This is a genomic window from Rothia sp. HMSC073B08, from assembly GCF_001812975.1.
Classification (GTDB): domain Bacteria; phylum Actinomycetota; class Actinomycetes; order Actinomycetales; family Micrococcaceae; genus Rothia; species Rothia mucilaginosa.
Genome location: NZ_KV811057.1, coordinates 124,026 through 148,624 on the forward strand (window position 1 = coordinate 124,026; position 24,599 = coordinate 148,624).

16 protein-coding genes and 1 tRNA gene are annotated in these 24,599 nt (G+C 60.9%); 8 read left to right on the plus strand and 9 right to left on the minus strand.

Annotation, left to right across the window (positions count from 1 at the left end; genetic code table 11):
* Positions 1 to 96: 96 nt before the first annotated feature.
* On the minus strand, positions 97 to 5,685 hold the full coding sequence (locus tag HMPREF2884_RS03295; RefSeq protein WP_070615639.1) for a DEAD/DEAH box helicase: 5,589 nt from the start codon (positions 5,683 to 5,685) through the stop codon (positions 97 to 99).
* A gap of 148 nt (positions 5,686 to 5,833) precedes the next feature.
* Between HMPREF2884_RS03295 and HMPREF2884_RS03300 the strand changes: the two genes are divergently transcribed.
* Positions 5,834 to 6,421, plus strand: a complete 588-nt coding sequence (locus HMPREF2884_RS03300; RefSeq protein ID WP_070615643.1) for a malonic semialdehyde reductase — start codon at positions 5,834 to 5,836, stop codon at positions 6,419 to 6,421.
* A gap of 142 nt (positions 6,422 to 6,563) precedes the next feature.
* On the opposite strand, the gene HMPREF2884_RS03305 is transcribed toward HMPREF2884_RS03300, so the two are convergent.
* The 5 genes from HMPREF2884_RS03305 to HMPREF2884_RS03325 all read right to left on the minus strand — a co-directional run bounded on the left by HMPREF2884_RS03305 (position 6,564) and on the right by HMPREF2884_RS03325 (position 11,425).
* A complete protein-coding gene (locus tag HMPREF2884_RS03305) occupies positions 6,564 to 7,517 on the minus strand; it encodes a DUF4232 domain-containing protein (RefSeq protein ID WP_070615646.1) in 954 nt (317 codons plus the stop codon).
* Positions 7,518 to 7,519: 2 nt separating this feature from the next.
* Entirely contained in the window at positions 7,520 to 7,840 is a 321-nt protein-coding gene (locus tag HMPREF2884_RS03310) for a 2Fe-2S iron-sulfur cluster-binding protein (RefSeq protein ID WP_005509285.1), read from the minus strand.
* A 279-nt stretch (positions 7,841 to 8,119) separates the two neighbouring features.
* Positions 8,120 to 9,373, minus strand: a complete 1,254-nt coding sequence (locus tag HMPREF2884_RS03315) for a cell wall biosynthesis glycosyltransferase (RefSeq protein ID WP_070615651.1) — start codon at positions 9,371 to 9,373, stop codon at positions 8,120 to 8,122.
* The gene (locus tag HMPREF2884_RS03320) at positions 9,373 to 11,007 is read right to left on the minus strand and encodes a DNA repair protein (protein ID WP_070615653.1); all 1,635 of its coding nucleotides are present in this window, start codon (positions 11,005 to 11,007) and stop codon (positions 9,373 to 9,375) included. Before HMPREF2884_RS03320 ends, HMPREF2884_RS03315 begins: the two co-directional genes overlap by 1 nt.
* Positions 11,008 to 11,349: 342 nt before the next feature.
* A tRNA-Arg gene (locus HMPREF2884_RS03325) sits at positions 11,350 to 11,425 on the minus strand.
* Between the two features lie 499 nt (positions 11,426 to 11,924).
* On the opposite strand from HMPREF2884_RS03325, the gene HMPREF2884_RS03330 reads away from it, so the two are divergent.
* From HMPREF2884_RS03330 to HMPREF2884_RS03340, 3 genes are all read left to right on the plus strand, one after another.
* Entirely contained in the window at positions 11,925 to 13,775 is a 1,851-nt protein-coding gene (locus HMPREF2884_RS03330) for a phosphoenolpyruvate carboxykinase (GTP) (RefSeq protein WP_070615657.1), read from the plus strand.
* 375 nt (positions 13,776 to 14,150) lie between these two features.
* On the plus strand, positions 14,151 to 14,621 hold the full coding sequence (locus HMPREF2884_RS03335) for an RrF2 family transcriptional regulator (RefSeq protein ID WP_005509289.1): 471 nt from the start codon (positions 14,151 to 14,153) through the stop codon (positions 14,619 to 14,621).
* A gap of 600 nt (positions 14,622 to 15,221) precedes the next feature.
* Positions 15,222 to 16,403 carry an FAD-binding oxidoreductase gene (locus tag HMPREF2884_RS03340; protein ID WP_070615660.1) on the plus strand — a complete coding sequence of 394 codons (1,182 nt, stop codon included), beginning with the start codon at positions 15,222 to 15,224 and terminating at the stop codon, positions 16,401 to 16,403.
* 156 nt (positions 16,404 to 16,559) lie between these two features.
* Here HMPREF2884_RS03340 and HMPREF2884_RS03345 read toward each other — a convergent pair whose 3' ends face one another.
* Entirely contained in the window at positions 16,560 to 17,966 is a 1,407-nt protein-coding gene (locus tag HMPREF2884_RS03345) for a phosphomannomutase/phosphoglucomutase (RefSeq protein ID WP_049357755.1), read from the minus strand.
* Positions 17,967 to 18,103: 137 nt separating this feature from the next.
* Between HMPREF2884_RS03345 and manA the strand changes: the two genes are divergently transcribed.
* The 3 genes from manA (at position 18,104) to HMPREF2884_RS03360 (ending at position 21,225) form a co-directional block, all read left to right on the plus strand.
* Positions 18,104 to 19,291, plus strand: a complete 1,188-nt coding sequence (manA, locus tag HMPREF2884_RS03350) for a mannose-6-phosphate isomerase, class I (RefSeq protein ID WP_070615664.1) — start codon at positions 18,104 to 18,106, stop codon at positions 19,289 to 19,291.
* A 299-nt stretch (positions 19,292 to 19,590) separates the two neighbouring features.
* A complete protein-coding gene (locus HMPREF2884_RS03355; protein WP_012904166.1) occupies positions 19,591 to 19,860 on the plus strand; it encodes an ACT domain-containing protein in 270 nt (89 codons plus the stop codon).
* 9 nt (positions 19,861 to 19,869) lie between these two features.
* Positions 19,870 to 21,225 (plus strand): PFL family protein, encoded by a 1,356-nt coding sequence (locus HMPREF2884_RS03360; RefSeq protein ID WP_049357748.1) that lies wholly within the window; start codon positions 19,870 to 19,872, stop codon positions 21,223 to 21,225.
* A gap of 112 nt (positions 21,226 to 21,337) precedes the next feature.
* Here the strand turns inward: HMPREF2884_RS03360 and HMPREF2884_RS03365 are convergent, their stop codons facing one another.
* Together HMPREF2884_RS03365 and tmk are read right to left on the minus strand one after the other, a co-directional pair.
* On the minus strand, positions 21,338 to 22,477 hold the full coding sequence (locus HMPREF2884_RS03365; RefSeq protein WP_070615667.1) for a DNA polymerase III subunit delta': 1,140 nt from the start codon (positions 22,475 to 22,477) through the stop codon (positions 21,338 to 21,340).
* Positions 22,474 to 23,190 carry a dTMP kinase gene (gene tmk, locus HMPREF2884_RS03370; RefSeq protein ID WP_083309141.1) on the minus strand — a complete coding sequence of 239 codons (717 nt, stop codon included), beginning with the start codon at positions 23,188 to 23,190 and terminating at the stop codon, positions 22,474 to 22,476. Before tmk ends, HMPREF2884_RS03365 begins: the two co-directional genes overlap by 4 nt.
* Positions 23,191 to 23,349: 159 nt before the next feature.
* Between tmk and HMPREF2884_RS03375 the strand changes: the two genes are divergently transcribed.
* The gene (locus HMPREF2884_RS03375; RefSeq protein ID WP_070615670.1) at positions 23,350 to 24,552 is read left to right on the plus strand and encodes a trans-sulfuration enzyme family protein; all 1,203 of its coding nucleotides are present in this window, start codon (positions 23,350 to 23,352) and stop codon (positions 24,550 to 24,552) included.
* The last annotated feature ends 47 nt before the right edge of the window (positions 24,553 to 24,599 follow it).

A 24,599-nucleotide genomic window follows, 5' to 3' on the forward strand; every position in this document is an offset into this window, starting at 1 on the left:
GCGGGGCATTATGATGCTCAGGTTGAGGTTGAAGAAAATAGTTTTACCCTGAGGCTAAGCTTGAGGTTCTGCCCAGTCTAAATGGAACGGCGCAGCCTAAATGGAACGGCGCAGCGACAGTCCGCGAACCGTCGCGTAGAACCCCTGCGCCTGCAGTGCCGCACGCAGAGCCTCCACCGGATGCTCCACAATTTCGCTACCGGAGGCGCTCAAAGTATGGGTGCCCAAAAGCTCCACATCGTTGACCTTCTCCACCGAAATCTTCTCCGTACCACCGGCAGAGACCAGGCGCGCCAGGGCGGGGGCTGCCGCCTCCAGAAGTATCGGGTCGGTTGTGAACGCCAGCAGGGTCTTCGCGCCACGCTCCACATACAGCACCGGGGCGCCATCCACCAGCACCACGCAGGCGCCCGCCTTGCGTGCCGGACGGTGCTTCACAGTCCCCTCGTGTGCAAAGGAGGGAATCGCGGGCCAGCTCAGCGCCGCACCGTACGGGTTCGCCGGGTCGGTCGCCGCCAGTAGGGTCACCGTGAATGTGCCGTACACCTGCTCGGTATCGGTACGCTGCGGGGTGTAGGCGCTCGCACCAAAACCCTGTGTTGCACCAAAACCCTGTGGACCTGCGGGAACACTGAGGCTATCAGCGGTAGAACGTAGCAGGTCCACCGTCGCGGGGGCGGCAAACTGCGCCGCGCCCAAACCCTCAATAAAGTAGCCGCGACGCACCAGCGCACGATCCTCAGCCGCCGAATAGATCCGGTACAGCTGCGAGAACCCGCCGACAGAATCCTCCACCTGCAGACACCCGCGAGTCAGTACACCGTAGCGGTCCAGCAGCAGGTCGGCGCGTGCGAGCGCCGTAACCGTCGCCTCCACCGGCTCCTGCAACAGTGTGTCCACGCGCGAGAAGCGGCCGCTGTCCTGCGGGGCAACGGCGGGAGCGACGGCATGGAGCCCGCCGCGCAGGGAACTGTTGCGCAAAGACCGCAGACCGCGCCCGGCGGCAGGTGCAGAGTAGCCGCTGGAACCATAACTATCAGCGCCGTAGCCGCCCGCCAAGCCGTTACCCATGGAGGCGCGCGCCGCCGCAATACGACCCGCACCGCGGCGACCCACCCGCGACAGACGCGCAGGGGCCGCCGGAGTCGGATGCGCACTGCGGACGCCCGCCAGCATCGCCCGAACCGGCGCGAAACTATCGTTCGTCACCGCACCAGCCCACACCAAGCGCCACAGCGCCGCCGAAACCTCCGCCGCATCCGGGAAAGTCACCACCTGACCGGCAGGTGCCGCAGCGCTCATCAGCTGCGCCACCCGCTCACGCAGCGCCGGCACGAACAGGCCGCCGTGAGCCAGCGCCTCATGGATGGCGTGCTCCAGCGTGCCCGGAGCCTGCAGCGCCTCCCAAAGCTCGGGGTTCTCCGCGCGCAACAGTTGCTCCGGGTAGTCCTCACCCAGAGTCAGCGAGGAACTCTCGCTCAAATGCAGGCGAATCCAGCCGTCAGACTTCTGCGCGCTACCGCCGCCGAGCTGCCCGGCTCCGGTGAAGAACACCCTGCCGCTCGCCATAAGCTCGTCCAGCATGTGCGGCTGGTAGCCGGGCACGCGCGCCGGAAGAATCAGCGTCTCCAGCGCGGAAGCCGGTACGCGCACACCTGCCAGCTGGTCGATGGCGGTGAGCAGATCCTCCGTGGCGGAGGCGGAATCTTGAGCCGCATGTTCTGCGCCGTGCTCAGCCAACGGGTTGGGTGCCGCTGTGCTGAGGGGCGCCACCCTCTCGCCCACCACAGTGGTGGCGCGGCGGGAGGGCATGAACGCACCGTAGGCGCTCGCCTCCGGCAGGGTCTGAGCAACCCGCACGGATAAAGAACGAACGTTCTGCCAGGAAGGTAGGAAAACGCCATAGACCTGTGCCGATACCGGCTCAATCTCCTCACGCAACGCCGCCAGAGAACGGGCACGAATCGTGCGCAAAACCTGCGCATCCACCCACTCAACACCGGCAGACCCGGGAGTGCGCAGCACCTCGGGCAGGAACTCGCCGGAGCTCAGGCGGCGTTGCTGCTGAAGACGCTGCAACACCGGAGTCAGCACGCCCACACCCACCGGGGTCAGGCGCGAAAAATGCTCCGCCGCCTGCTGCGCCGTGAAGGGAATATGGGTGCGCGCATAGCGAGAAACCAGATCCTCCAAAGGCTCCGCGACCGGCTCCAGAAGGGCTACAGGAAGCGCCGCGGCGGGCATAATGCCCAGCCCATCGCGCAGACGCGCGGCATCCTCAACCACCGCATAGTACAGCTGCGGCTCGGCGGAACCATCGGCGGCTCCCATGTCGGCAGCTCCCATGAACGAGAACGCGCGGCGCGAGCGCACCAGCTCTTCCGCCAGCTCACGCGCCTCAGTCGTGCTGGCGTGCGCGCCGTACTCCTCGCCGGACTCTTCGCCGTAGTTTTCAGAATCCTCGGACTCGCCGAAATCTTGAGAACCGTGTGCCGCAGATTCAGTCCGCGGGTTGTCAGCCCGCAAGCGCAGGCTCAACTCCCGCGCGCTCAACGGGCCCAGCTGACGCAAAAGATCCGCCACGCCCTCCACACCGCAGGCGCGGTAACGCTCACCCGTGCGCTGCAGACGCTGCTGAGTCTGCACCAGAACCGCCGGATCCAGCAGGTCACGCAGACCGCTCGACCCCAGCAACTCAGCCAGCAACGCCGGATCCAGCGACAGCGCGGCGGCGCGACGTTCGGCGGCGGGCGCATCGCCGTCGTAGAGGTGCTCGGCAACGTACTCAAAGAGCAGAGTGCGCGCAAAAGGCGAAGGGTCGTTCGTCTCAACCTCCAGCATGGACACCGTCCGAGACTGCAACGAACGGTGCACCTGAACCAGCGCCGGAACATCGTACACATCCTGCAGACACTCGCGCGCCGTCTCCAAAAGCACCGGAAAATCAGGGTACTTACGCGCCACATCCAACAGCTGCGCCGCACGCTGACGCTGCTGCCACAGCGGGGTGCGCTTGCCCGGATCACGGCGCGGCAACAGCAGGGCACGCGCCGCATTCTCACGGAACCGAGACGCAAAAAGCGCCGAATCGCCCACGCGTTCGGTGACAATCGCCTCCAGCTCGTCCGGGTCGAAAAGGAACAGGTCAGCGCCGGGCGGCACATCCTCCACGGCGGGCAGGCGCAGAATCAAGCCGTCATCGCTCGCCATGACGGAGGCGTCCACCCCGTACTGCTCCTCAATGCGGGCGCGCACCGCCAGCGCCCAGGGCGCGTGCACCCCGTAGCCGAGTGGCGAGTGCAGGACCACGCGCCAATCGCCCAGTTCGTCGCGGTGCCGCTCTACAATCATGCGGGTGTCGGAGGGGACCGCCCCGGTGGATTCGCGCTGCTCACGCAGGTAGGCGAGCAGGTTATCGACCGCCCAGGTGTCCAGTCCGAGCTGTTCGAGTTGCTGGCGGGCGGCGGCGCTATCGGTGGCGTCCAGGCTGGAGAGGGCGCGCGTGAACGCACCCGTCTGCATGCCCAGGGCGTAGGGGCGGCCCATGCGGTCGCCGTGCCAGAAGGGCAGGCGCGCGGGCTGACCGGGTGCGGGGGAGACCCGCACCGCGTCGTGCGTAATTTCTTCGATGCGCCAACTGCTCGCGCCGAGGGTGATGACCTCGCCGGCGCGGGATTCGTACACCATTTCCTCGTCGAGCTCACCCACGCGCTTGGGGCCGCGCTCTTCATCGCCGCTGACCAGGTAGACGGGGAAGAGGCCGCGGTCGGGAATCGTGCCGCCGCTGGTGACGGCGAGGCGTTGAGCACCGGGGCGGCCCTCAATACTGCCGGAGGGGGCTTCCTCGGTGGGGGTGCGGTCCCAGATGATGCGCGGGCGCAGTTCGGCGAACTCGTCGGAGGGGTAGCGTCCGGCGAGCATTTCGAGCACGGAGTCGAAGAGGGCGCGCGGCAACTCGGCGTAGGGTGCGCTGCGGCGTAGCGCCTCGTACCAGGAGTCCACGCTGATGGGGCCCAACGCGCAGGCGGCGACGGTCTGCTGTGCGAGTACGTCCAGGGGGTTGGTGGGGATGGCAAGCGGCTCGAGGGTTCCGCTGCGCATTCCGGCGAGGGTGACGGTTGCGCCGAGCAGGTCGCCGCGGTGCTTGGGGTAGAAGAATCCGCGCGAAATTTCGCCCACGCGGTGTCCGGCGCGGCCCACGCGCTGCAGTGCGGAGGCAACCGATGGAGGCGTCGCCACCTGAACCACGAGGTCCACGTGGCCCATGTCGATGCCCAGCTCCAGGGAGCTGGTGGCGACCACGCAGCGTAGGGTTCCGCCCTTGAGCGCTTCCTCGATGAGGGTGCGCTGTTCCTTGGACACGGAGCCGTGGTGCGCGCGGGCGAGCGGTGGCACCTCGGCGATGTCGCAGATGCCTGCCGCGTAGTCTTCGGGGCTGATGCCCTGCTTTGCGAGCACGCGGTGTAGGTGAATATCGTTGAGTGCCGCGGTGAGCTTTTCTGCTAGTCCGCGCGAGTTAACGAAAACAATCGTAGAACGGTTGTTCTCGATATGGTCTACGATGCGCTCCTGCACGCGCGGCCAGATGGAGGTCTCGGGGCGCTCGCTATCGGGGGTGTCTCGCAGCGCCTTTTCGTGCAGTGCCCCTTCTCGCAATGCCTCTTCCGAGATGGTGAGCGTATTTTTGGGCGCGGCGGTATCGCCCTGTCGCGCCGGGTTTGTCTGCCCGGTTTCTTGCGCGGGTTCCTGCACTGGGTTTGCTTGCTCGATTTCCTGCCCGGGGAACACGCCAATGGCGTCTTCGAGCGTGTAGGGAGCGCTTGCCGGGATGTCTACGGCACTAGAGATAGGCTGCGCCGCACTTACCGGCGAGCTCGTAGAAGCTGAGCCTCCGCCTCCCTGCATCTCTGAGGGCGCGTAGAGCCCCTGCCCGTAGTCGTTGGCACCTCCGAGTGCCGCCATATCGGGTACGGGCACGCTCAGGCGCAGGTCCCATTCTTTGGCGACCGGGCGGCTCATGATGGTTACCGGCTGAATGCCGCCGAGGAAGCGGGCGACCGCCTCCGGGTTTTCGACGGTTGCGGAGAGCCCAATGCGCTGTGCAGGCTTTTCGAGGAGCGCGTCGAGGCGTTCGAGGGAGACCGCCAGGTGTGCGCCGCGTTTGGTGGCGGCGAGGTTGTGAATCTCGTCCACGATCACGGTGGTGACGCCCGCGAGGGTGTTGCGGACGGCGCTGGTGAGCATGAGGTAGAGGGATTCGGGGGTGGTGATGAGAATGTCGGGCGGGTTGCTGATGAGTTGGCGGCGTTCGCGTGCGGGGGTGTCGCCGCTGCGCACACCCACGCTGATGTTCGGTTCGCCCGTGTTGTTTCCGCTCAGGCGCGTGATTCCAGTCAGTGGTGCGCGTAGGTTGCGTTCGACGTCGGCGCCGAGTGCTTTGAGGGGTGAGATGTAGAGGATGCGCGTGCCGCCTGCGGTTCCGGCTTCGTGTTCGCGGTGCAGGGCGTCGAGTGCCCAGAGGAAGGCGGCGAGGGTTTTGCCGGAGCCGGTGGGGGCGATGATGAGGGTGTTGTTGCCGTTGCGGATGCTCTCCCAGGCGCCTTCTTGGGCGGCGGTGGGTGCGCTGAAGGTAGCGCGGAACCAGTCGCGTACGGGGGTGGAGAAGTGGGAGAGTGCGTCGGTCATGTATCTATTATGGCGGGGTTTATGGTGTGCGCCTCTTGAATTGTTGGGGGTTGGGGGAGGAAGATGTGCTTGACAGTGTCTCTACAGAGTATGTAATGTTTTACCCGTAAAGTAATCGACTGAGAGAACAACACAAAGGAGCACCACCATGACCCGCCTGACTGAAGAACAGCTCATCAGCCTCTTCCACGAGCCGCGCACCGTCTCCTCCTTCACCGAGGAACCCGTCACCGACGAGCAGCTGCGCCGCATCCAGGAACTGACCTACTACGGCCCCACCGCCTTCAACAGCCAGCCCCTGCGCATCACCTGGGTCAAGAGCCCTGAGGCACGCGAGCGCCTCGTCGCACACCTGGCAGACGGCAACAAGGCAAAGACCCAGGCGGCACCGGTGACCGCAATCCTCTCCGCAGACGCAAACTGGGTAGAGCACGCCGACACCTTCAACCCCAACGCTGCCGGCTTCATCAAGGGCTTCTACACCACCGAGGAGCTCGCCACCCCCGCCGCTGAGCTGAGCGCTCACCTGCAGGCAGGCTACTTCATTACCGCAATCCGCGCCCTCGGCCTGGATGCCGGCCCCATGACCGGCGCAGACTTCGCCGGCATCAAAAAGGAATTCTTCGCGGACAACGCAGAGATCCCCTTCCTGATCGTCAACCTCGGCCACGGCGAGGCTCCCGCATACCCGCGCGGTGCACGCTTCAGCCACGATGAGGTTACTCGCTCCCTCTAAGAGCGCGCAGCTATGGTATGACTAAAGCTAAACCCTAGATTCAGACTTATAGACAGCTCAAGGGCGGTTCCCCATCACGGGGAACCGCCCTTGAACTATATGTGCGTTATACGCGCCGGTTTCTTAACCCTGAAATGCCGCGTTAGCGGGCACCAAACTGACCCACCGACAGCTGCGGAACAGACGAGGAACACGCGGTCGTATCCAGCGGAACAATCACGCCACCGGAACCGGAGGGAAGACCCACCAGGAAGCCCTGAACCGGGCGGCTACCACATGCGTCACCGAAGCGTGCCGGGTACACCGAACGCAACACCGCGGTGGTGCTATCGCCGGGGTTGAGGGTCACGCCCGCAGAGTTCATGTACTCATCAGAGGTGGAAGCCTCACGACCGATCCAGGTGCCCGAAGGACCCGCATGCACCACGCGCGGGTAGCCGCGCAGGGTGCAGGAAGAATCCGAAGAATTCTGGAAGTACAGGGTGTAGTTTCGGGCGCCGGGGGAGCCATCTCCAATGGACACCGAAATGTTCAGGTCGTCCAGATCGCACTGGCCGGGGCCTTCAGCAGTGTTGTTGGAGGAGTTCGAAGAACGATCCGAGGAATTCGACGAGTTTGACGAATTCGATGAGCTCGACGAACGTGAAGACTCCGAAGAATGGGAGGATCCGTTCGACGAATGAGAACCCGACTGTGAAGACGAGTTTGAGCTCTTCTGGGAATCCTGCTGAGAATCTGCAGAGTCGTCTGACTTGTTCTGCTCGGAACCCTCGTGGGAGGACCCAGAAGAGTGAGAGTCCGAGTTCTGCTTCGACTCGTGAGTCTCAGCATGGGAAGAAGACTCGGAGTGCTCAGAGGAAGAGCCGTGGTTCTCCGCATCGGGAGAGTTCACCACGGTAATAGAGCCCGGGGTCACCGAAGAGGTAGCCCCGTCAGAAGCTACTCGAATCGTGCCGGGCTTGACCGAAGCCGAAGCACTCGGCTGCGCCGAGGTGCCTTCAGCTTCCTGACCGGCCTGGGACGCGCCGCATCCGCTGAGCGCTAGCACGCCGCAGAGGAGGGTGGTTGATGCGAGTACCTGAGCCGATTTAAACATGATTACATCGCCGCCTGCATTTGGATTTCTGCTCCGTCCATACCGGGGGCGTACTCGACCTGGCAGCACAGGCGGGAGTACTCGTTGGCGACGTCATCGACCATGTCGAGCAGGTCCTGCTCAGCTTCGGTGCGCTCACCGGAAGCTTCGAAGTGCTCGGGGTCGATGAAGCCGTGGCAGGTAGCGCAGGATGCGTTACCACCGCAGGTTGCGAGGACCGGCACACCGTTAGCCTGGAGGGTTTCCAGGAGGGTGTGGTGGTCTTCCCACTGAATGTCGTAGTTTACGCCTGCTTCGTCAGTGACCTTAATCGTTACGCCCATGCGTTCTCCTTCTTCTGTAGTGATGCGTTTCTATTGTAGAGGTAGGGGCTGTTAATCACCGTACTTTGTGGCGCATCCCCAACCCTACCGTCACGCATATCACGGGAACGCATATTAATTTTTATGCTGAATAGCATGTATGTATTGCCCCCAGTCTACCCCGTATTGCCCTGACAATGCGGGATATTGGTGCTAATGAATACTGCCCCCAGATGCAAAGACATGCTGGGGGCAGTATAAAGAACCGGCACGCAGGGGCGCTTTAACGGTGACGAAGACCTACTTTGATTCCTTCTCCGCAGTCTTCTCGGTGTCCTGCTTTTCTGCGCTGTGGTTATCGGCGTTCTGGACGCTTCCTCCGGGGCCGCGCACAATACCGCGTACACTATCGCGCGGATCGGCGTAGCGCAGGTCGATACCGAAGGTATTGCGGATTTGGCGTGCCGAGTTCAGGTGCCAACGCTGCGAATCCGACGGAGTCACCGAGGTGACCGCCTTCTGACCCGGAGCCAGCTTCTCGTGGCGAATATCGTAGTGCTTACCGCCCATGGTGATGGTGAAGCCGTGCTCCTGCAACAGCTGCACGAACGCATCCACATCGTGCGGGATCTTGCGGCCGCGCTGCCTCTTTGTGCCGCTCATCCTCGGCTGCGACTCGAAGGGGTTGCGGCTGGGCGCGGTGCCGCGGCTAATACGGATTACCTGCTGGTCGGAGTGCGAGAACTCCACCTGGTAGCCGTTGAGCGAGTACACGGTGCGGCTACTGCCGGGAATCGGGCGGCGGTCCTCGGCCTCATCCAGGATGCGGGCAATGTACTCGCCGGTCAGGCCGAGCGCCTTCAGCTGTGCCTGAGCATCGGGGGAGAGCTGGTAGCCTCCAGCGAGAGCCTGCAGCGGGCGTAGCGCGAGAACTTCGGCGGTCAGGGGGTTGAGCACCACCTGGTAGCCTTCCTCTTCATGCGTGTAGAGGGTGACTTCGCGGCCGTAACGGTTCTCCTGCGCGCTTTCTTGAACCACCGTGCTTACAGGGGATTCGATGATGTCCAGCAGCAGCTCGTAGGTGAGCCCGTGGCGCATCATGTAATCCATGACGCCGGGGAGCACGCCGTAGATGCGGCGGCGCGGCGGCACGTCACCGTAGAATTCCTTCTCGATGCGCGCGGCAATACGCTGGTTCTCCAGCGGCACCTCGGTCAGCGGAATGAGGCGCTGATTGGAGGGGCGAATCTTGGCGCGTGCGGCGGCGGGCTTGGGCGCCTGACGGTATGCGTCCACGAGTGCCTGCTGCTGCTCCATGAATTCCTGGGCAATGAGCGGTAGGAGGGTGAAGTAGAGCTCTGCCGCTTCGGGCTTGAGCGCGCCGTTCTCATCGAGTAGGGAGGCGCCATCCTTGGAGAGCAAATCCCACGGCTTATCGCTTGCAGTGTTCTCTTCGGAGCCCTGCTCATCGCGGTAGCTATAGGCGGCGAGGGAGGCAAGCTCCTGCAGACGAACGTACACCTCGAGAGGAATAGTGATCTGCTTAGCGGACATTATTTCTCCTCCTCGGTGGTGTTTTCTGCCTGGGCTGCCTTATCTTCTGCCTGTTTCGCCAGGGTGTTGCTGAGCTCTTCGAGCTGTGCCTTGCGCAGGTTCTCCGCGTGCAGAACATGGAAATCCGGGGTCTTCGCCAGGGCAAGAACGGTCCGCTCATCGGGCGAAACCGCAATTTCCAGACCCTGCGCCGCGTAGATGCGGGTCCAGCCTTCAGCCATGCGCACGCTCTCGGGGCTGCTCAGTGCCTGAAGCATCAGGTCGAAAACGAACGGCGGGTTCTTCTTCAGGAAGGTCCGGGCGCGCTCGCTGAATTCGAGCTCCAAGGCGTTGAGCGAGGTGTATTCGCCCTGAGCCAGGGATGCCTGTACCGCTTCGTTGTATTCGGCGTCGTATTCGTCAATGACGGTGATAACTTCGGCGGAGGCGGTGTTTACGTCCACTCGGTAGTCGTCGTGGGTGAAGCGAATCGTCCAGTCGTTGAGGCGTTCTGCCGCGCCTTCACGCAGGATGGTGCGCACGAGCTCTTCGCTGATATTTTCTCGTTCGAGGCGGGCGCGTAGGCTCGGGCGCAGACGGTAGCTGCGTTCGCGGTCCTCGGCGGTAATGGCGCGAGGTACGGCGGCTACCGGTTCTGCTGCCGGAGTGCTCGGGGTGGGTGCGGCAGGCATCGGTGCACCCGGTTCCGGTGCAACGGGTTTCAGCGCAGCGGGCTTCGGCGCGCTCGGCTTGGGAGTTGCGGGTGCGCCCGGTAGGGACTGGCTGAGTACGGGCGACTCTTCAACAGGTGCCTGCTCGCTAGATACTGCCGTATGGGTAGCTTCTGCGGCTTCGGCAGCTTGTTGGCGGGCACGCAGACCCTCCAGGTACTCTTCGATGCGCGGCGGTCGGTAGGTTAGCGTGGACTTGCGGAACATACCGGGGGAGGGAGCACCGGGAGTCGGGGCCGCAGGCTTCGGCACAGCGGGCTTGGGTGCTGCAGGTTTCGGCACAGCGGGCTTGGGCGCTACGGGAGCAACCGTGGTGGGCGTCGGAACCGTCTCTTCTGTAGTCGCCTCTGCGGGTGCCTCCACGGGCGCTTCTTCCGGCACGCTGGGAGCCGATGCGGGAGCCGGGGCGGGAGCCGGGGCGGGTGCCTGTGCCGCGCGGGCGGCAAAGAGCGCGGGGGAAGGCGCGGGCTTCGGGGCTGCAGGCTTGGGCGCAACAGAAGCACTCACTTCCGTACCCTCAACTACTGCAGGTTTGGCGGGGCTAGTTTCAACATCAGCCGTAGGCTCTACAGTATTTTCAGCTGACTGCTCTTGCAACTCGCCCTGTTCCTCATCAACAGGCTCTTCCTCACCGCGGCGTAGGGCGGCAACGAGTTCCTGACGGGAAGTATAAGGAATGATTTCCTCGGGAGAGTCGATATATCGGGGGAAATTCTCGTAGAGAATCTTCGCCGCGGCCTCAAAGAGCTTCTCCGCGGTGGTGTTGGTGGCGGGTGCGCAGGGGCAGAGGATCTCCTGGCGCTGCGCGTCGTAGAGGGACCAGTGGGCGCATCGTTCGGTGGGCGGGAAGTAGTCGAGTGTTCCCAGGTCGGCTATATCGATGAGCGCACCTATCAGGGACTGCGGAATGGATAGCTGTGCCATAGTGCTCCTTCGCGTTGTATGCTCTCCAGCCTATGTGTGGAGGGTCTTCTTTCCATCCTAGGCGTTTTTTTGGCGGGTGTGCCCCGGAGCACGTCATCTGGGAGCGTAAATCTGTGGATTCACAGGTTGAGGCGCACTTTTGGGCGCGGCGTTAGTCGGTGGAGCGTCCTTGCTCCACCTTTATACAGGTATCACTGCGTGCTGTAGCTTCTATACGTCGTAGTTTCTAGATAACGTCTGCCGTGTGCGTGGTCGCCTGTGCTGGGTCCGGCGCTTTCGGCGGGGCATTTTCTGATTTATGGGGATACAAAAAATCCCCGGTTCCGAAGAACCGGGGATTGTTGGTGCGCCCGAAGGGATTCGAACCCCCAACCTTCTGATCCGTAGTCAGATGCTCTATCCGTTGAGCTACAGGCGCATGTTCCTCGCTTCGGATTTCTTCAACCCGTCGCGGCAACAGGTACTACTATACGGATGTCCTTGGATGTGTGCAAGCCGAAAAACTCGAAATTTACCCAAAATCCCCTCCGCAGGGATCGAAAGCACCCCGTTTTACCGCATGATTCCGGGGTTTTTGTGCTCGCAAAATTTTTTCAAAATATTTTTGTTCCGACCCAAAACTGGCGCTGCAGGTCCCTGAAATCCCCGAAGGATTCCGCCGTGCGCCCTAAAAATCCTTTACAGAAATCCTCTCGTACTCTAAGAATGTGATGCGCAGAACGTAAGAAATGGCGTCATAGAAAGCTCTGCAGACCATTAATGCGTTATTCTGTAAGCATCACGAGGAAGTGGAGACTGTCCAAGCGTGCATATTTACCATTATTTGCACGCTTGTAGTGTTTAACTGCTTCTTTGTTACCGCAGACCTATCCGGATCAACGTAGTATCCGGGCCACCAATCGAAGGGGAAAACGTCAATGGCTGACACCTCAACTCGTACTCTCTCTGCTGAGCTCGAAAAGGAGCTGCAGAGCGCACCCACTACCCACCAGGGCCTTCTGGACTGGGTTCGCGAAGTTGCGGCCCTGACCCAGCCCGCACACATCTACTGGGTCGATGGCACCCAGGAAGAATACGACCGCCTCGCTCAGGAACTGGTCGACGCTGGCACCTTTGTTCGCCTGAGCGATCACGAATTCCCGAACTCTTACGCAGCTTTCTCCGATCCTGACGACGTTGCACGTGTCGAGGAGCGCACCTTCATCTGCTCCGAGACTGAAGAAGGCGCAGGCCCGACCAACAACTGGCGCGACCCCGTCGAAATGAAGCAGACCCTGACCGGTCTGTTCGAGGGCTCCATGCGCGGTCGTACCATGTACGTCATTCCCTTCGTCATGGGCTCCCTGAAGGCTAAGAACCCCAAGATTGCTGTTGAGCTCAGCGACTCCGCATACGTTGTCTGCTCCATGCGCATCATGGCAACCATCGGTAAGGACGTTCTTGCCAAGCTGAACGAGACCAACGGCTTCTTCGTCAAGGCTCTGCACTCTGTCGGTGCACCCCTGGAGCCCGGTCAGGAAGATGTTCCCTGGCCTTGCAACCCCGAGAAGTACATCGTCCAGTTCCCCGAGACCCGCGAAATCTGGTCCTTCGGCTCCGGTTACGGCGGTAACGCACTGCTCGGTAAGAAGTGCTACGCACTGCGTATCGCATCCGTCATCGGCCGCGACGAGGGCTGGATGGCAGAGCACATGCTCATCCTGAAGGTCACCAACCCCGAGGGCAAGGTTCGCTACATCTCCGCAGCGTTCCCCTCCGCATGTGGCAAGACCAACTTCGCAATGATGGAGCCCACCATCGACGGCTGGAAGGCTGAGATGGTCGGCGACGACATCGCATGGATTGAGTTCGACGAGAACCACCAGGCACGCGTGGTCAACCCCGAGGCTGGCCTGTTCGGTGTGGCACCGGGTACCGGTTACTCCACCAACCCGAATGCTATGAAGGCTATTGCTAAGGGCAACACCATCTTCACCAACGTTGCACTGACTGACGACGGCTCCGTCTGGTGGGAGGGCAAGACCGACGAGGCTCCCGCTCACCTGATTGACTGGACCGGTAAGGACTGGACCCCCGAGTCTGGCCGCCCGGCAGCTCACCCGAACTCCCGCTTCTGCACCCCCGCATCCCAGGTCGACATGCTCGCTCCCGAGTACTACGACCCCGAGGGTGTGCCGTTGAGCGCTATCGTTCTGGGTGGTCGCCGCAAGACCACCATCCCGCTGGTTTCTGAGTCTGAGAGCTGGGAGCAGGGCGTGTTCCGCGCTGTCACTCTGTCCTCTGAGACCACTGCGGCTGCTAAGGGTGCCGTCGGCGTGATTCGCCGCGACCCGATGGCTATGCTGCCCTTCATCGGTTACAACGCTGGTGACTACTTCAAGCACTGGATTGACCTGGGCAAGAAGCACGGCGCTGAGAACATGCCGAAGGTCTACTACGTCAACTGGTTCCGCCGCACCCCCGACGGTGGCTTCGCATGGCCCGGCTTCGGCGAGAACTCTCGCGTTGTGAAGTGGATCTTCGACCGCCTGGACGGCAAGGCTGGCGGCGAGGAGACCTTCCTGGGCACCGTTCCCGCCAAGGAAGACCTGGACCTGACCGGTCTGGAGATCTCCGAGGAGGAGCTGAAGGCTGCTCTGGCTGTCTCGAAGGACGAGTGGGCTGCTGAGCTGCCCGGCATCGACGAGTGGCTGGCTAAGTTCGGCGACAAGCTTCCCGCCGAGGTTCGCGAGCAGCGCGATGCTCTGGCAAAGGCCCTGGAGGACTAATCCTTCGAAGGAACTAAAACTCTTCGCTGAGCCGTATGGTTGAGCGTTTGGAAGGGGTGGAATCTCACTGTGAGGTTCCGCTCCTTCCTTCCTTTTATGGGAAGGTTTTGAATCCCCGTCAGATGGGAACCGCCGAGTTTCTCTTGGAGCTATGAGTGTAAGGCTATGCAGTCTACTTGTTCTTGAGAAATACTCTAAAGACATTGGGAGGGTGGCGAGAATACGATAGTGGGTAATCCTGATTTCTTGCACTCTCACTGCACCGATACAATGCCAATGTAAGATTTTGAGCGCTCTGTGCCTTGGCTGGTTCGGAGCATTTGTTGCCGTTGATGTAGAAGCGGCGGTATCACGAGAAAGATAGAAGGAGTATCCATGCGTTTGACAGCATTCTCGGATGTCTCGCTCCGCGTTCTGATGCTCCTGTCTGCCCTGGAGCCCGGTCAGAAGCTTTCTACCCAGAAGATTGCTGAGGGAGTGGATACCCCCTACAACCATGTGGCGAAGGCTGTGGCCTTCCTCGTGAACATGGGTTATTTGGATTCGACCCGCGGTCGTTCCGGCGGCGTTATGCTCTCGGATGCGGGCCGCTCTGCGACCGTCGGCACTGTTCTTCGTGCTACTGAGGGCGATATCCCCATGATTGAGTGCGAGGATGAGAACGGTCACTGTCCCCTCGATAAGTTCTGCCGCCTGCGCAATGTTTTGGCGAAGGCTCGTGAGGCGTTCTACGCATCGGTTGATTCGGTCATCATTAGCGAGTTGACCGCTGGTGCGCGCCCTGTTGGTCCGGTATTTGTGGAGCTAGGCTTCGCGCCTCCGGAGAATGCGCTGACTGTGCGCTAAATCGTTGACCCGATAACTTTTTAGTATGTGTGGAGCTTTCTAATAGGAGGCTCCACCCTATTTTTTATGGCGCTTTATCTGCCGGTATGGGGGTGGATTGCTGTGTGCGGTGTGCTTGCGGGGTCCTTTTGGGAGGGTCTTTTTACCTCTTGACGTACAGCGAGCAGTGTTCGGTTGAATCTAAAATTTGTGCAGTAAATGCAGAATATTGCAAATTTGCTTTTCAAATGCAGAAAATGTGACCATATTCATTTTTGCACCACACTGCATACTTTCCTGGGTAAATATATTTTCACTCCGGTATTTTTATACATGTTTCCAGGCTGGTCACTCGCCGATTGTAGAAGTGCGGCTGAAAATATATAGTGTGACGCGCAACTCTATCTTTGAGTCAGGGTGAACCATAAGTCGCATCCACAGTGCCAAATAACCCTCAGAGCATGACCTGCACACAGCGCAAGCACCCCGCAAAATGCTACGGTAAGGGTGCTTTATAAACACTTCGTCACCAACTGAGCTGTCCGAGTGAACGCCCCAGCATCACACATATCAAGGGCATCATCACAACGACCAGGTGACCACACAGGAAGAAGGCAAGACATGCTCTCCGAGAAGTCCCGCCCCATTATTGAGGCAACGCTGCCCATCATTGCTGAGCGCATCAACGACATCACCCCCGACTTCTACCGTCGAATGTTCGCCGCTCGCCCCGACCTGATGGACGGCATGTTCTCCCGCTCCTCCCAGCTCGAAGGCACCCAGCCCCGCGCACTTGCAGGCTCCATCGCTGTGTTCGCTTCCTACATCGTTGAGCACCCGGACTCCTACCCCGACGAAGTCCTCTCCCGCGTTGCTCACAAGCACGCCTCCCTGGGCCTGAAGGAAGAAGAGTACCCCACCGTCTACAAGTACCTCTTCGAGGCAATCGCCGCTAACCTCGGCGATCTGGCAACCCCCGAAATCGTTGAGGCATGGACCGAGGTCTACTGGCTCATGGGCAACGCCCTCATCAAGCTGGAGAAGGGCCTGTACGCTTCCCAGGCAAACGACGTCATGTTCGCACCCTTCAAGCTCGTTGACCGCAAGGAGACCGGCGAGAACGTCGTCGTGCTGACCTTCGAGCCCGCCGACGAAACCCCCATGACCGAGTCCAAGGGCGGCCAGTACATCTCCATCGTAGTTCCCGCACGTGACGGTCTGCGCCAGGCACGCCAGTACACCCTGCTGCCCAGCGAAAAGAACCAGCGCCGCATCGGTGTGAAGCTCGACCCCAACGGCGAGATGACCTCCATCCTGCACGAACTGAAGATCGGCGACGTCGTCGAGATCTCCAACCCCTACGGTGACCTGACCCTGGAAGGCTTCGGCAACCCCGAGGCACCCCTGTACCTCTTCTCCGCAGGTATCGGCACCACCCCCATGCTCAGCTTCCTCTCCGAGCTGATTGAGAAGGGCTCCCAGCGCCCCGTAACCGTAGTTCACGCGGACCGTAGCCTGGACACCTGGCCCCTGCGCGAAGAGCTCACCGAGCTCGTCAACAAGCTGCCCAACGCACGCCTCATCTCGTTCATCGAGGGTGAGGGCGGCGACTTCGCCGGCCGTGTCGACGTGTCCAAGCTGGACGTGCCCTCCGACGCTAACGTTTACCTCTGCGGCCCGCTGCCCTTCATGCAGGGCGTACGCTCCGCACTGGTGGAGGCAGGCGTCCCCGGCAAGAACATCAACTACGAGATCTTCGGCCCCGACCAGTGGATGCTCCACGACCAGGCTCGCGAAGCGTAAAAACCCCGTAAGCCGGCTCGTCCGCTAGGTTCCTTAAACCCGGCTAGGTTCTCCTCTTAGACAGAAGAACCTAGCCGGGTTTTTAGAACTCAAACTAAAAAGTCCCGCCCCGCAGACGAATCTGCGGGGCGGGACTTTTTAGTAGCTAGCTAGCGCTTAGCCCTGGCGAACCAGAGCCAGAACCTCGTCACGGACGCGCTCCATAGTCGCAACATCCGGTGCCTCAAGGTTCAGGCGCAGGAAAGGCTCGGTGTTCGAAGGACGCAGGTTAACCCACCAACCCTCTTCGGTGTTGGTGAAGGTGGTGCCGTCAGAGTCCTCAACAACCACGGGAGCGTTAGCGTAGTGTGCACGAACGCGGTCCACAGCTGCAGCCTTGTCTTCCAGCTCGGAGTTAATCTCACCGGAAGCAACGTACGGGGAGTACTTCGCGCTGATCTCGGAGAGGGGCTTGTCGCCGCCACCCAGAGCAGCCAGCACGTGCATTGCAGCGAGCATGCCGGTGTCTGCGTTGAAGAAGTCCTTGAAGTAGTAGTGAGCGGAGTGCTCGCCACCGAAAACGCCGTTCTCCTCAGCCATGACAGCCTTGATGAAGGAGTGGCCCACGCGGGTCTTCACTGCGCGGCCGCCCAGCTTCTCAACCAGCTCAGGAACAGCCTTCGAAGTAATCAGGTTGTAAATGATGACGGGCTCTTCATTGCCCTCAGCCTTCGCACGAGCAATCTCGCGCTCAGCAACCAGAGCGGTCACAGCCGAAGGAGTAACGGGCTCGCCCTTCTCGTCGATGACGAAGCAGCGGTCAGCGTCGCCGTCGAATGCCAGACCAATGTCGGCACCGTGCTCAACAACAGCCTTCTGCAGGTCAACCAGGTTAGCCGGCTCCAGCGGGTTAGCCGGGTGGTTCGGGAAGGTACCGTCCAGCTCGAAGTACAGGGGAACAATTTCCAGGGGCAGGCCCGGCAGGATGGTGTCGCCCAGAACAGCGGGAGTGGTCATACCACCCATGCCGTTACCAGCGTCAACAACAACCTTCAGGGGGCGGATGGAAGACAGATCAACCAGCTTGCGCAGGTACTCTGCGTAAGGCTTGAGAATGTCCTTCTCAGAAACGGTGCCGACCTTCTCCACCGAAGGAATCTCGCCCGAATCCAGGTACTTCTGAGCCAGATCGCGAATATCGAACAGACCGGACTCGGAAGACAGGGGAACAGCGCCAGCCTTAGCCATCTTCATGCCGTTGTACTCTGCGGGGTTGTGGCTAGCGGTGAAGGTAACACCGGCAGCGTTCTCAACGCCACATGCGAAGTACAGAACGTCAGTGGAGATCAGGCCGATCTTCTCAACATTTGCACCGCGAGCGGTTGCACCCTGGGCGAATGCATCCATGAATTCGGGGGAGGAGGGGCGCATGTCGCCACCGACCAGGATGGTCTGGCCCTCCAGGCCCAGAATATCTACGAAAGCCGCGCCAGTGGCACGAACAGTCTCTGCGGTAATGGTCTCGCCGACAATGCCACGCACGTCGTACGCTTTGAATGAGTCATGTAGATTAATAGTAGTCACGCCTTTTATTTTAGCGGTAAAGAAGTGTAATTAGCCTCTATAATGGGCAGGTAAAACCTTATAAATTCTGCTGAATGTATGGGTTTTTTATCACGTCACTTGCTTCAAACAACTCACGTCGAGAGGTATTTTCCCCCATGGGTGAGATTTTTTCCCTAAAAAACCAGATTCAGAATTATGCGTGGGGCTCCCGCGAAATTCTCGGACGCATGCGTGGCGTGCCTGTCCCCACCGAACAGCCTGAGGCTGAGGTGTGGGTTGGCGCGCATCCGGCTGCACCTTCCCGTGCCACCGTTGATGGCACTGAATCCCCGCTCAACGAGCTGATTGTGGAGAACCCCTCCCGTTTCCTGCGCCCGGACCGTACCTCCGACTGGTTCCCCTTCCTCTTTAAGATTCTTGCGATTGATGCGCCGCTGTCCATTCAGGTGCACCCCACCCCCGAGCAGGCTATTGCCGGCTTCGAGGATGAGCAGGCACGCGGCATCGCGATTGACGCGCCGCACCGCAACTACAAGGACCGCTACTCCAAGCCTGAAACCGTCATCGCCCTGACCCAGATGCGCGTGCTCACCGGTGTGCGCACCTCCGAGCAGCTGGCAGAACTTGCCGAGGCGTTCAAAGCGGACTGGCTGGCAGAGCGTGTGGAGCTAACCCCCAAGCAGCTGCTGACTGAGATTATTCGCATGCCCGAAGAGACCGCCACCGCGGCTGTTGAGCAGCTCGTTGAGGCGGCGGCACAGCTGACCGGCTCCGACAACGCACGCATCGCTGACGCAGCTGAGCTCGTGCAGATCGTTGCCGGCAAGTACCCCGGTGACCGCGGTCTGCTCGTCGCCTTCGTCATGAACCTGGTTCACCTGGCACCGGGCGAATCCGCCTTCACCCCCGACGGTCAGGTGCACGCCTACGTCTCCGGTACCGCCATTGAGCTGATGAACCCATCCGATAACGTGATGCGCGCGGGCCTGACCGCAAAGCACATCGACACCGAGGAGCTCATCAAGGTGCTCGGCGAGGGCCAGGATGCACCCGTTATTCAGCGTCCCACCCCCGAGAATGCACCCGTCGGCACCTACGCCATGTGGGACGAGCGCATGAGCGTGACCCGCATCCGCGTTGAAGAGGGCAAGCCGCAGGAATACACCTTCGAGGGCATTAGCGCCGCGCTGAGCGTATCCGGCAAAATCACTATTCACGCAGCAGATGGCAACGGCACCGAAGAGTTCGTTCTGGGCGCCACCGAGTCGGTACTGCACGTGGGTGAGCCCTCGGCGGCAACTCTGAGCGGTAATGGCGAGCTGTACATCGCTTCTTATGTTTAGGAAATAATCCTCGATAACTAAAACTTCTAGACAGTTATAACTAGCCAGATATAAGGAGTGTCGAAAGATACTTCAAGACTGGCACATAATAAAGAATCCACGTTCTTCCCTGTATCTATTCAGGCCGGGGGAGACGTGGATTTTTTATGCCCCGAATATGGGATGCAGGGGATATTTTTGTGTCTACCCTGCACAGTGTGTTCTGGGTAACCTATAATTGCTCTTATAAATATGCGTGTACCTGTGCCTTTATGCACCTCTTCATTGGGTGCGCAGCCCCAAACCACTAGGAGAACACCGTGAAGATCATCCTCACCGTCACAGGCATCGACCACGAAGGCATTATTGCCGCCGTGACCGCAACCCTCGCCGAGCGCAAGGTCAACGTCCTCGACGTCTCCCAGACCATCATGGGCGAATACTTCACCATGATTATGCACTGCTCCTTCGACGAAGAGCAGCAGAACCTCATCGACCTGCAGGAAGCCATGGTTGGTGTCGAACACGAACAGAAGGTCCAGATTCGCATCCAGGCAGAATCCATCTTCAAGGCAATGCACACCATCTAGGTGGCCACCATGATGAATGACAATATTCTTGAAACCATCCGAATGATCGAGGAGCAGAAGCTCGACATTCGCACCGTCACCATGGGCATCTCCCTGCTCGACTGCGCCGACTCCGACGGCGAGGTAGCCCGCCGCAAGATTTACGACAAGATCACCAGCCGCGCGGCAAACCTCGTCAGCGTTTGCGAAGGTATCGAAGCCGAACTCGGCATCCCGATTGTCAACAAGCGCATCGCCGTCACCCCCATCGCACTGGTGGCAGGCGCCTCCAACGATGAGGACTACGTGGAGTTCGCCCGCACCCTCGACGCAGCTGCTAAGGCAGTCGGCGTGAACTTCGTCGGTGGCTTCAGCGCTCTCGTCGACAAGGGCATGACCCCCGCCGATGAAAAGCTGATTCGCTCCATCCCGCGAGCGCTCGCAGAAACCGATGTGGTCTGCTCCTCCGTAGACATTGGATCTTCCCGCGCCGGCATTAACATGAGCGCCGTCAAGCTCATGGGTGAAACCATCCGCGCCACCGCAGACCTGACCGCGGACGCACACGGCTTCGGCTGCGCCAAGCTCGTCGTCTTCGCGAACGCCGTCAGCGACAACCCCTTCATGGCGGGCGCATTCCACGGCGTGCAGGAGGCAGACACCACCATCTCCGTAGGTGTCTCTGGCCCCGGCGTGGTACACCGCGCCCTGCTGAAGGTCCGCGGCGAATCCTTTGACACCTGCGCCGAAGAAATCAAGAAGGCAGCCTTCAAGATTACCCGCGTCGGTCAACTGGTCGGTACCCTCGCCGCTGAACGCCTTGGCGTGCAGTTCAACATTATCGACCTCTCTCTGGCACCCACCGCAGAGATTGGCGACTCGGTCGCACACATCCTCGAAGAGATGGGTCTGGAAACCGTCGGTACCCACGGCACTGTTGCGGCCCTCGCGTTGCTCAACGACGCGGTGAAGAAGGGCGGCCTCATGGCGTGCTCGAACGTCGGTGGCCTCTCCGGGTCCTTCATCCCGATCTCTGAGGACATCGGCATGATTGAATCCGCAGCCGCCGGACACATCAGCCTCGACAAGCTTGAAGCGATGACCGCCATCTGCTCGGTGGGTCTGGACATGGTCGCGGTTCCCGGCGATACCCCCGCCGCCACCCTCGCAGCAATGATTGCCGACGAAGCAGCAATCGGTGTGATGAACCACAAGACCACCGCGGTCCGCGTCATCCCGGCGGTTGGTCTGGGCGTAGGCGACATGGTTGAGTTCGGCGGCCTGCTCGGTCGAGCACCCGTCATGCCCACCCACACCCCCAGCGCGGAGGCGTTCATCGCCCGCTGCGGTCGTATTCCGTCGCCGGTTCACGGTTTCCGCAACTAACCTCTAAGGGCACTGCGAACCAATAGAAATGGGGAGGAACCGAAGATCATCTCTTCGGTGCCTCCCCATTTTGTGTTGTATTGAAGATCCAAAGACGCTTGTTCGAGCGTTTCTAGTACACGAAGCGGCTCATCAACGCCTCAAGCGCCAGACGCGCATTCGCATTTGTCTTCAGGCGACGCAGAGTCAGCTCGACCGCCTGCACATCCTCCAGCAGTTGCTGGGCGGAACGGCGGGTGCAGAACGCCTCCAGAGGCTCTCGCAAATGCTCATTGACCAGCGGAGCCTGCGCAGACAGAGCCACCGTCAACGCATCACGCAGAACCGTCTGAACCTGAGCCACAGAACGCAACAGCGTATCGGAGGAAACACGCTTAGCGCGGCGCTTCTGTTGCTCCTCCAGGCGGCGAACCTGCGCTCGCAAGGACGGAGAAACACGCTCACCCTCGCGAATACCCAGCAGAGCCAGAAGCTCCTGGCGTTCCTGCTCATCCTTGAGAGCAGAGACAGCCTGTGCGTCCTGGTCGGCAAGGTCGGTGAGCTTCTCTGCTGCGTTGAAAGCCGAAGAAATAGAACGAACATTCAGAATCAGGGAGGTAATCAATTCCCGACGAGCCATCGCCTGCTCATCGGTCGCCAAACGGTACCCCTCCTGCGCATCACCCAGAGCCAGACGCGCCGCACGCTGCGCCAAAGGATCCACCACACCGTGCGCCAACAAATACTCGTGCACCTGCGCATCGGTAGGAACCGGCAACTGCACCGGACGGCACCGCGAACGAATCGTCACCAGCACATCGGTGGGGGAGGGCGCCGTCAACAACCAAATCGTATGCGGCGGCGGCTCCTCAATCGCCTTCAACAACACATTGGAGGTACGCTCCGGCATGCGCTCGGTGTCCTCCACCAGAATCACGCGCCAGCGACCCACGGTCGGGCGGTCCTGAGCCTTCATGACCAGCTCGCGCGCCTCATCAATGCTGATGTACGTCGCCTCGGTACTAAAGTGCGTAAAATCTGCGTGCGAACCGTTCATGACGGTCACGCAGCCCTTGCACTGGCCGCATCCGCGGTTCTGCGGGTCGGGCTGCTCGCACAGTAGCGCGGCAGCGAAAATTTTTGCAGCCTCACGGTGAGGCGCACCGGTCGCGCCCGTGAAAAGCCAAGCGTGCGTGGGGCGGGCGGCGGCGGCATCCGTGTGTAGTTGCTGGAGCTTATCGGCGGGAATCAGCAGGGTATCCCAGAGGCTCATGAGTCCTCCTTACCGGTGCGGACCAGCTCGCGAGCGGCAAGTAGAGGCTCAATCACCTCGAGCACGCGCGCGTGTACCTGCTCAATCGTTCCCACACCATCAATAAGGCGGTGTGAACCGTTAGCGTCCTCGCGGGCAATCTGCTCGAAGGCACCGTGGATACGTGCCTTGAACGCGGCGCCTTCAGCCTCAATACGGTCGACGGTGCCGCGCTGGTCCATGCGTTCCTGCTCGGCGCTCAGCGGCACGCTCAGCAATAGGGTTGCATCGGGTACCAGATCGGCGGTAGCCCAGCGGCTCAAATCGACGATGGTTTCAATACCCAGATCACGGCCAACACCCTGGTACGCGGCGGAAGAATCAATATAGCGGTCACTGAGCACGATGGCGCCCTCAGCGAGCGCCGGGCGAATCAGCTGGGAGGCGTGAGCCGCGCGGGATGCCGCAAAGATTAGCGCCTCGGTGCGGTCGTCAATGGTGCCCTGACCTGCTTCCAGGACGAGGGCTCGCAGCTTCTCGCCGATCTCGGTGCCGCCGGGTTCGCGGGTGGTGATGACACGGTATCCGCGGGCGCTGAGTGCTTCATTCAGCAGGGCGAGCTGGGTGGTTTTGCCGGCGCCGTCGCCTCCTTCGACCACGATAAAAAGCCCGCGGCGACCGGTCGGGTCGTCGGGAAGATTCTGTGCATCGGGGGTGTAGCTGAGAGTATCCATCACCTTTAAGGGTACCGGGTCTCTTAGCAGCACCGGTGCGGTTTTGGTGATACCTCCGCGTGGGATTGAGCGCGTATCAAGGTAAAAAACATGTAAATCCTGCGTACCGTCACCCGTGCGGGCGTGCGTTCTGGGCGCGGGTGTGCCAGGCTTAAAGACATGAGTGCAGATAACCACGACATGAATTACTCCGCAGAGACTTTCGTCGTCTCTGGCGGCCGCCCGGCACACGAGCATGACGCGCCGGTGAACCCTCCGATTGTTCTTTCTTCCACCTACCGCGGCGTGGACGCCGTGAACATTGAGCAGGACCGCGTGTACGCCCGCTTCTCGAACCCCACTTGGGAGGGCATGGAAGAGGTTGTTGCCAAGCTGGAGAACGCTACCCAGCCGGGTCTGCTGTTCCCCTCCGGCATGGCTGCCGTTGCTGCCGTCATCGACCTGGTGCCGGTTGGTTCCATTGTGCTGATTCCGAAGCACGCATACATGGCATCGGTGACCCTGTGCAAGGATTTGGAACGCCGCGGCATCATTGAGCTCGTTCGTGTGGACATTGAAGACACCGAGAGCGTTATCGTCGCTATGGAGGATGCCGCATCCCGCGCCGGCGTGACTCCCGAGAACGTGAACTACTCGGCACCGAAGGTCCTGGCGTGGCTGGAAAGCCCCACGAACCCGATGCTTGAGGTCGCTGACCTGCCTGCCCTGCTTTCTGCTGCTCGCCGCCTGGGCATTGTGACCGCGGTGGACAACACCTTCGCGACCCCGATTCTGCAGCGTCCCCTGGATTTGGGTGCTGACGTTGTGGTTCACTCTGCAACGAAGTTCCTGGCGGGTCACTCTGATGTTCTGCTGGGCATGACCCTCACCTCGAATGAGGAACTGTACAAGGCGATGCTGCACCACCGCATCACCAACGGCGCAATCCCCGGCCCCGTGGAGGCATGGCTTGGTCTGCGCGGCCTGCGCACCCTGGCACTGCGCGTGGAACGTGCTGTGCAGAACGCACAGGTGCTGGCGGAGCGTCTGAGCGAGCACCCCTTCGTGACTGAGGTGCGTTACCCGGGTCTGGAGAGCGACCGCGGCCACGAGGTTGCGAAGAAGCAGATGGACGGTTTCGGTGCGATTTTGTGCGTCACCCTGGATACCGATGCGGCTGGTGCCCGTAACGTCGTGGAGGCGTTGAAGCTGTGGACCCCGGCAACCTCTCTGGGCGGCGTGGAGTCTCTCGTGGAGCGTCGTCGTCGCCACGGTAACGAGCCGGATTCGATTCCCGAATCCCTGCTGCGCCTGTCGGTAGGTATTGAGAACGTGGATGACCTTTACAATGACTTGGTTGAGGCCTTTAAGGTTGTCCGCTAGGCACTTTGCTAGGGTTGTCTAGAGAAGCTGCTGATTCTAAGGAATAC

Coding starts and splice junctions, on each gene's coding strand:
- HMPREF2884_RS03365 (WP_070615667.1), bottom strand. CDS start 22,477: ATGAGCCTCTGGGATACCCTGCTGATTCCCGCCGATAAGCTCCAGCAA.
- HMPREF2884_RS03375 (WP_070615670.1), top strand. CDS start 23,350: ATGAGTGCAGATAACCACGACATGAATTACTCCGCAGAGACTTTCGTC.
- HMPREF2884_RS03340 (WP_070615660.1), top strand. CDS start 15,222: ATGCTCTCCGAGAAGTCCCGCCCCATTATTGAGGCAACGCTGCCCATC.
- tmk (WP_083309141.1), bottom strand. CDS start 23,190: ATGGATACTCTCAGCTACACCCCCGATGCACAGAATCTTCCCGACGAC.
- HMPREF2884_RS03360 (WP_049357748.1), top strand. CDS start 19,870: ATGATGAATGACAATATTCTTGAAACCATCCGAATGATCGAGGAGCAG.
- HMPREF2884_RS03300 (WP_070615643.1), top strand. CDS start 5,834: ATGACCCGCCTGACTGAAGAACAGCTCATCAGCCTCTTCCACGAGCCG.
- HMPREF2884_RS03330 (WP_070615657.1), top strand. CDS start 11,925: ATGGCTGACACCTCAACTCGTACTCTCTCTGCTGAGCTCGAAAAGGAG.
- HMPREF2884_RS03320 (WP_070615653.1), bottom strand. CDS start 11,007: ATGGCACAGCTATCCATTCCGCAGTCCCTGATAGGTGCGCTCATCGAT.
- HMPREF2884_RS03335 (WP_005509289.1), top strand. CDS start 14,151: ATGCGTTTGACAGCATTCTCGGATGTCTCGCTCCGCGTTCTGATGCTC.
- HMPREF2884_RS03310 (WP_005509285.1), bottom strand. CDS start 7,840: ATGGGCGTAACGATTAAGGTCACTGACGAAGCAGGCGTAAACTACGAC.
- HMPREF2884_RS03295 (WP_070615639.1), bottom strand. CDS start 5,685: ATGACCGACGCACTCTCCCACTTCTCCACCCCCGTACGCGACTGGTTC.
- manA (WP_070615664.1), top strand. CDS start 18,104: ATGGGTGAGATTTTTTCCCTAAAAAACCAGATTCAGAATTATGCGTGG.
- HMPREF2884_RS03305 (WP_070615646.1), bottom strand. CDS start 7,517: ATGTTTAAATCGGCTCAGGTACTCGCATCAACCACCCTCCTCTGCGGC.
- HMPREF2884_RS03315 (WP_070615651.1), bottom strand. CDS start 9,373: ATGTCCGCTAAGCAGATCACTATTCCTCTCGAGGTGTACGTTCGTCTG.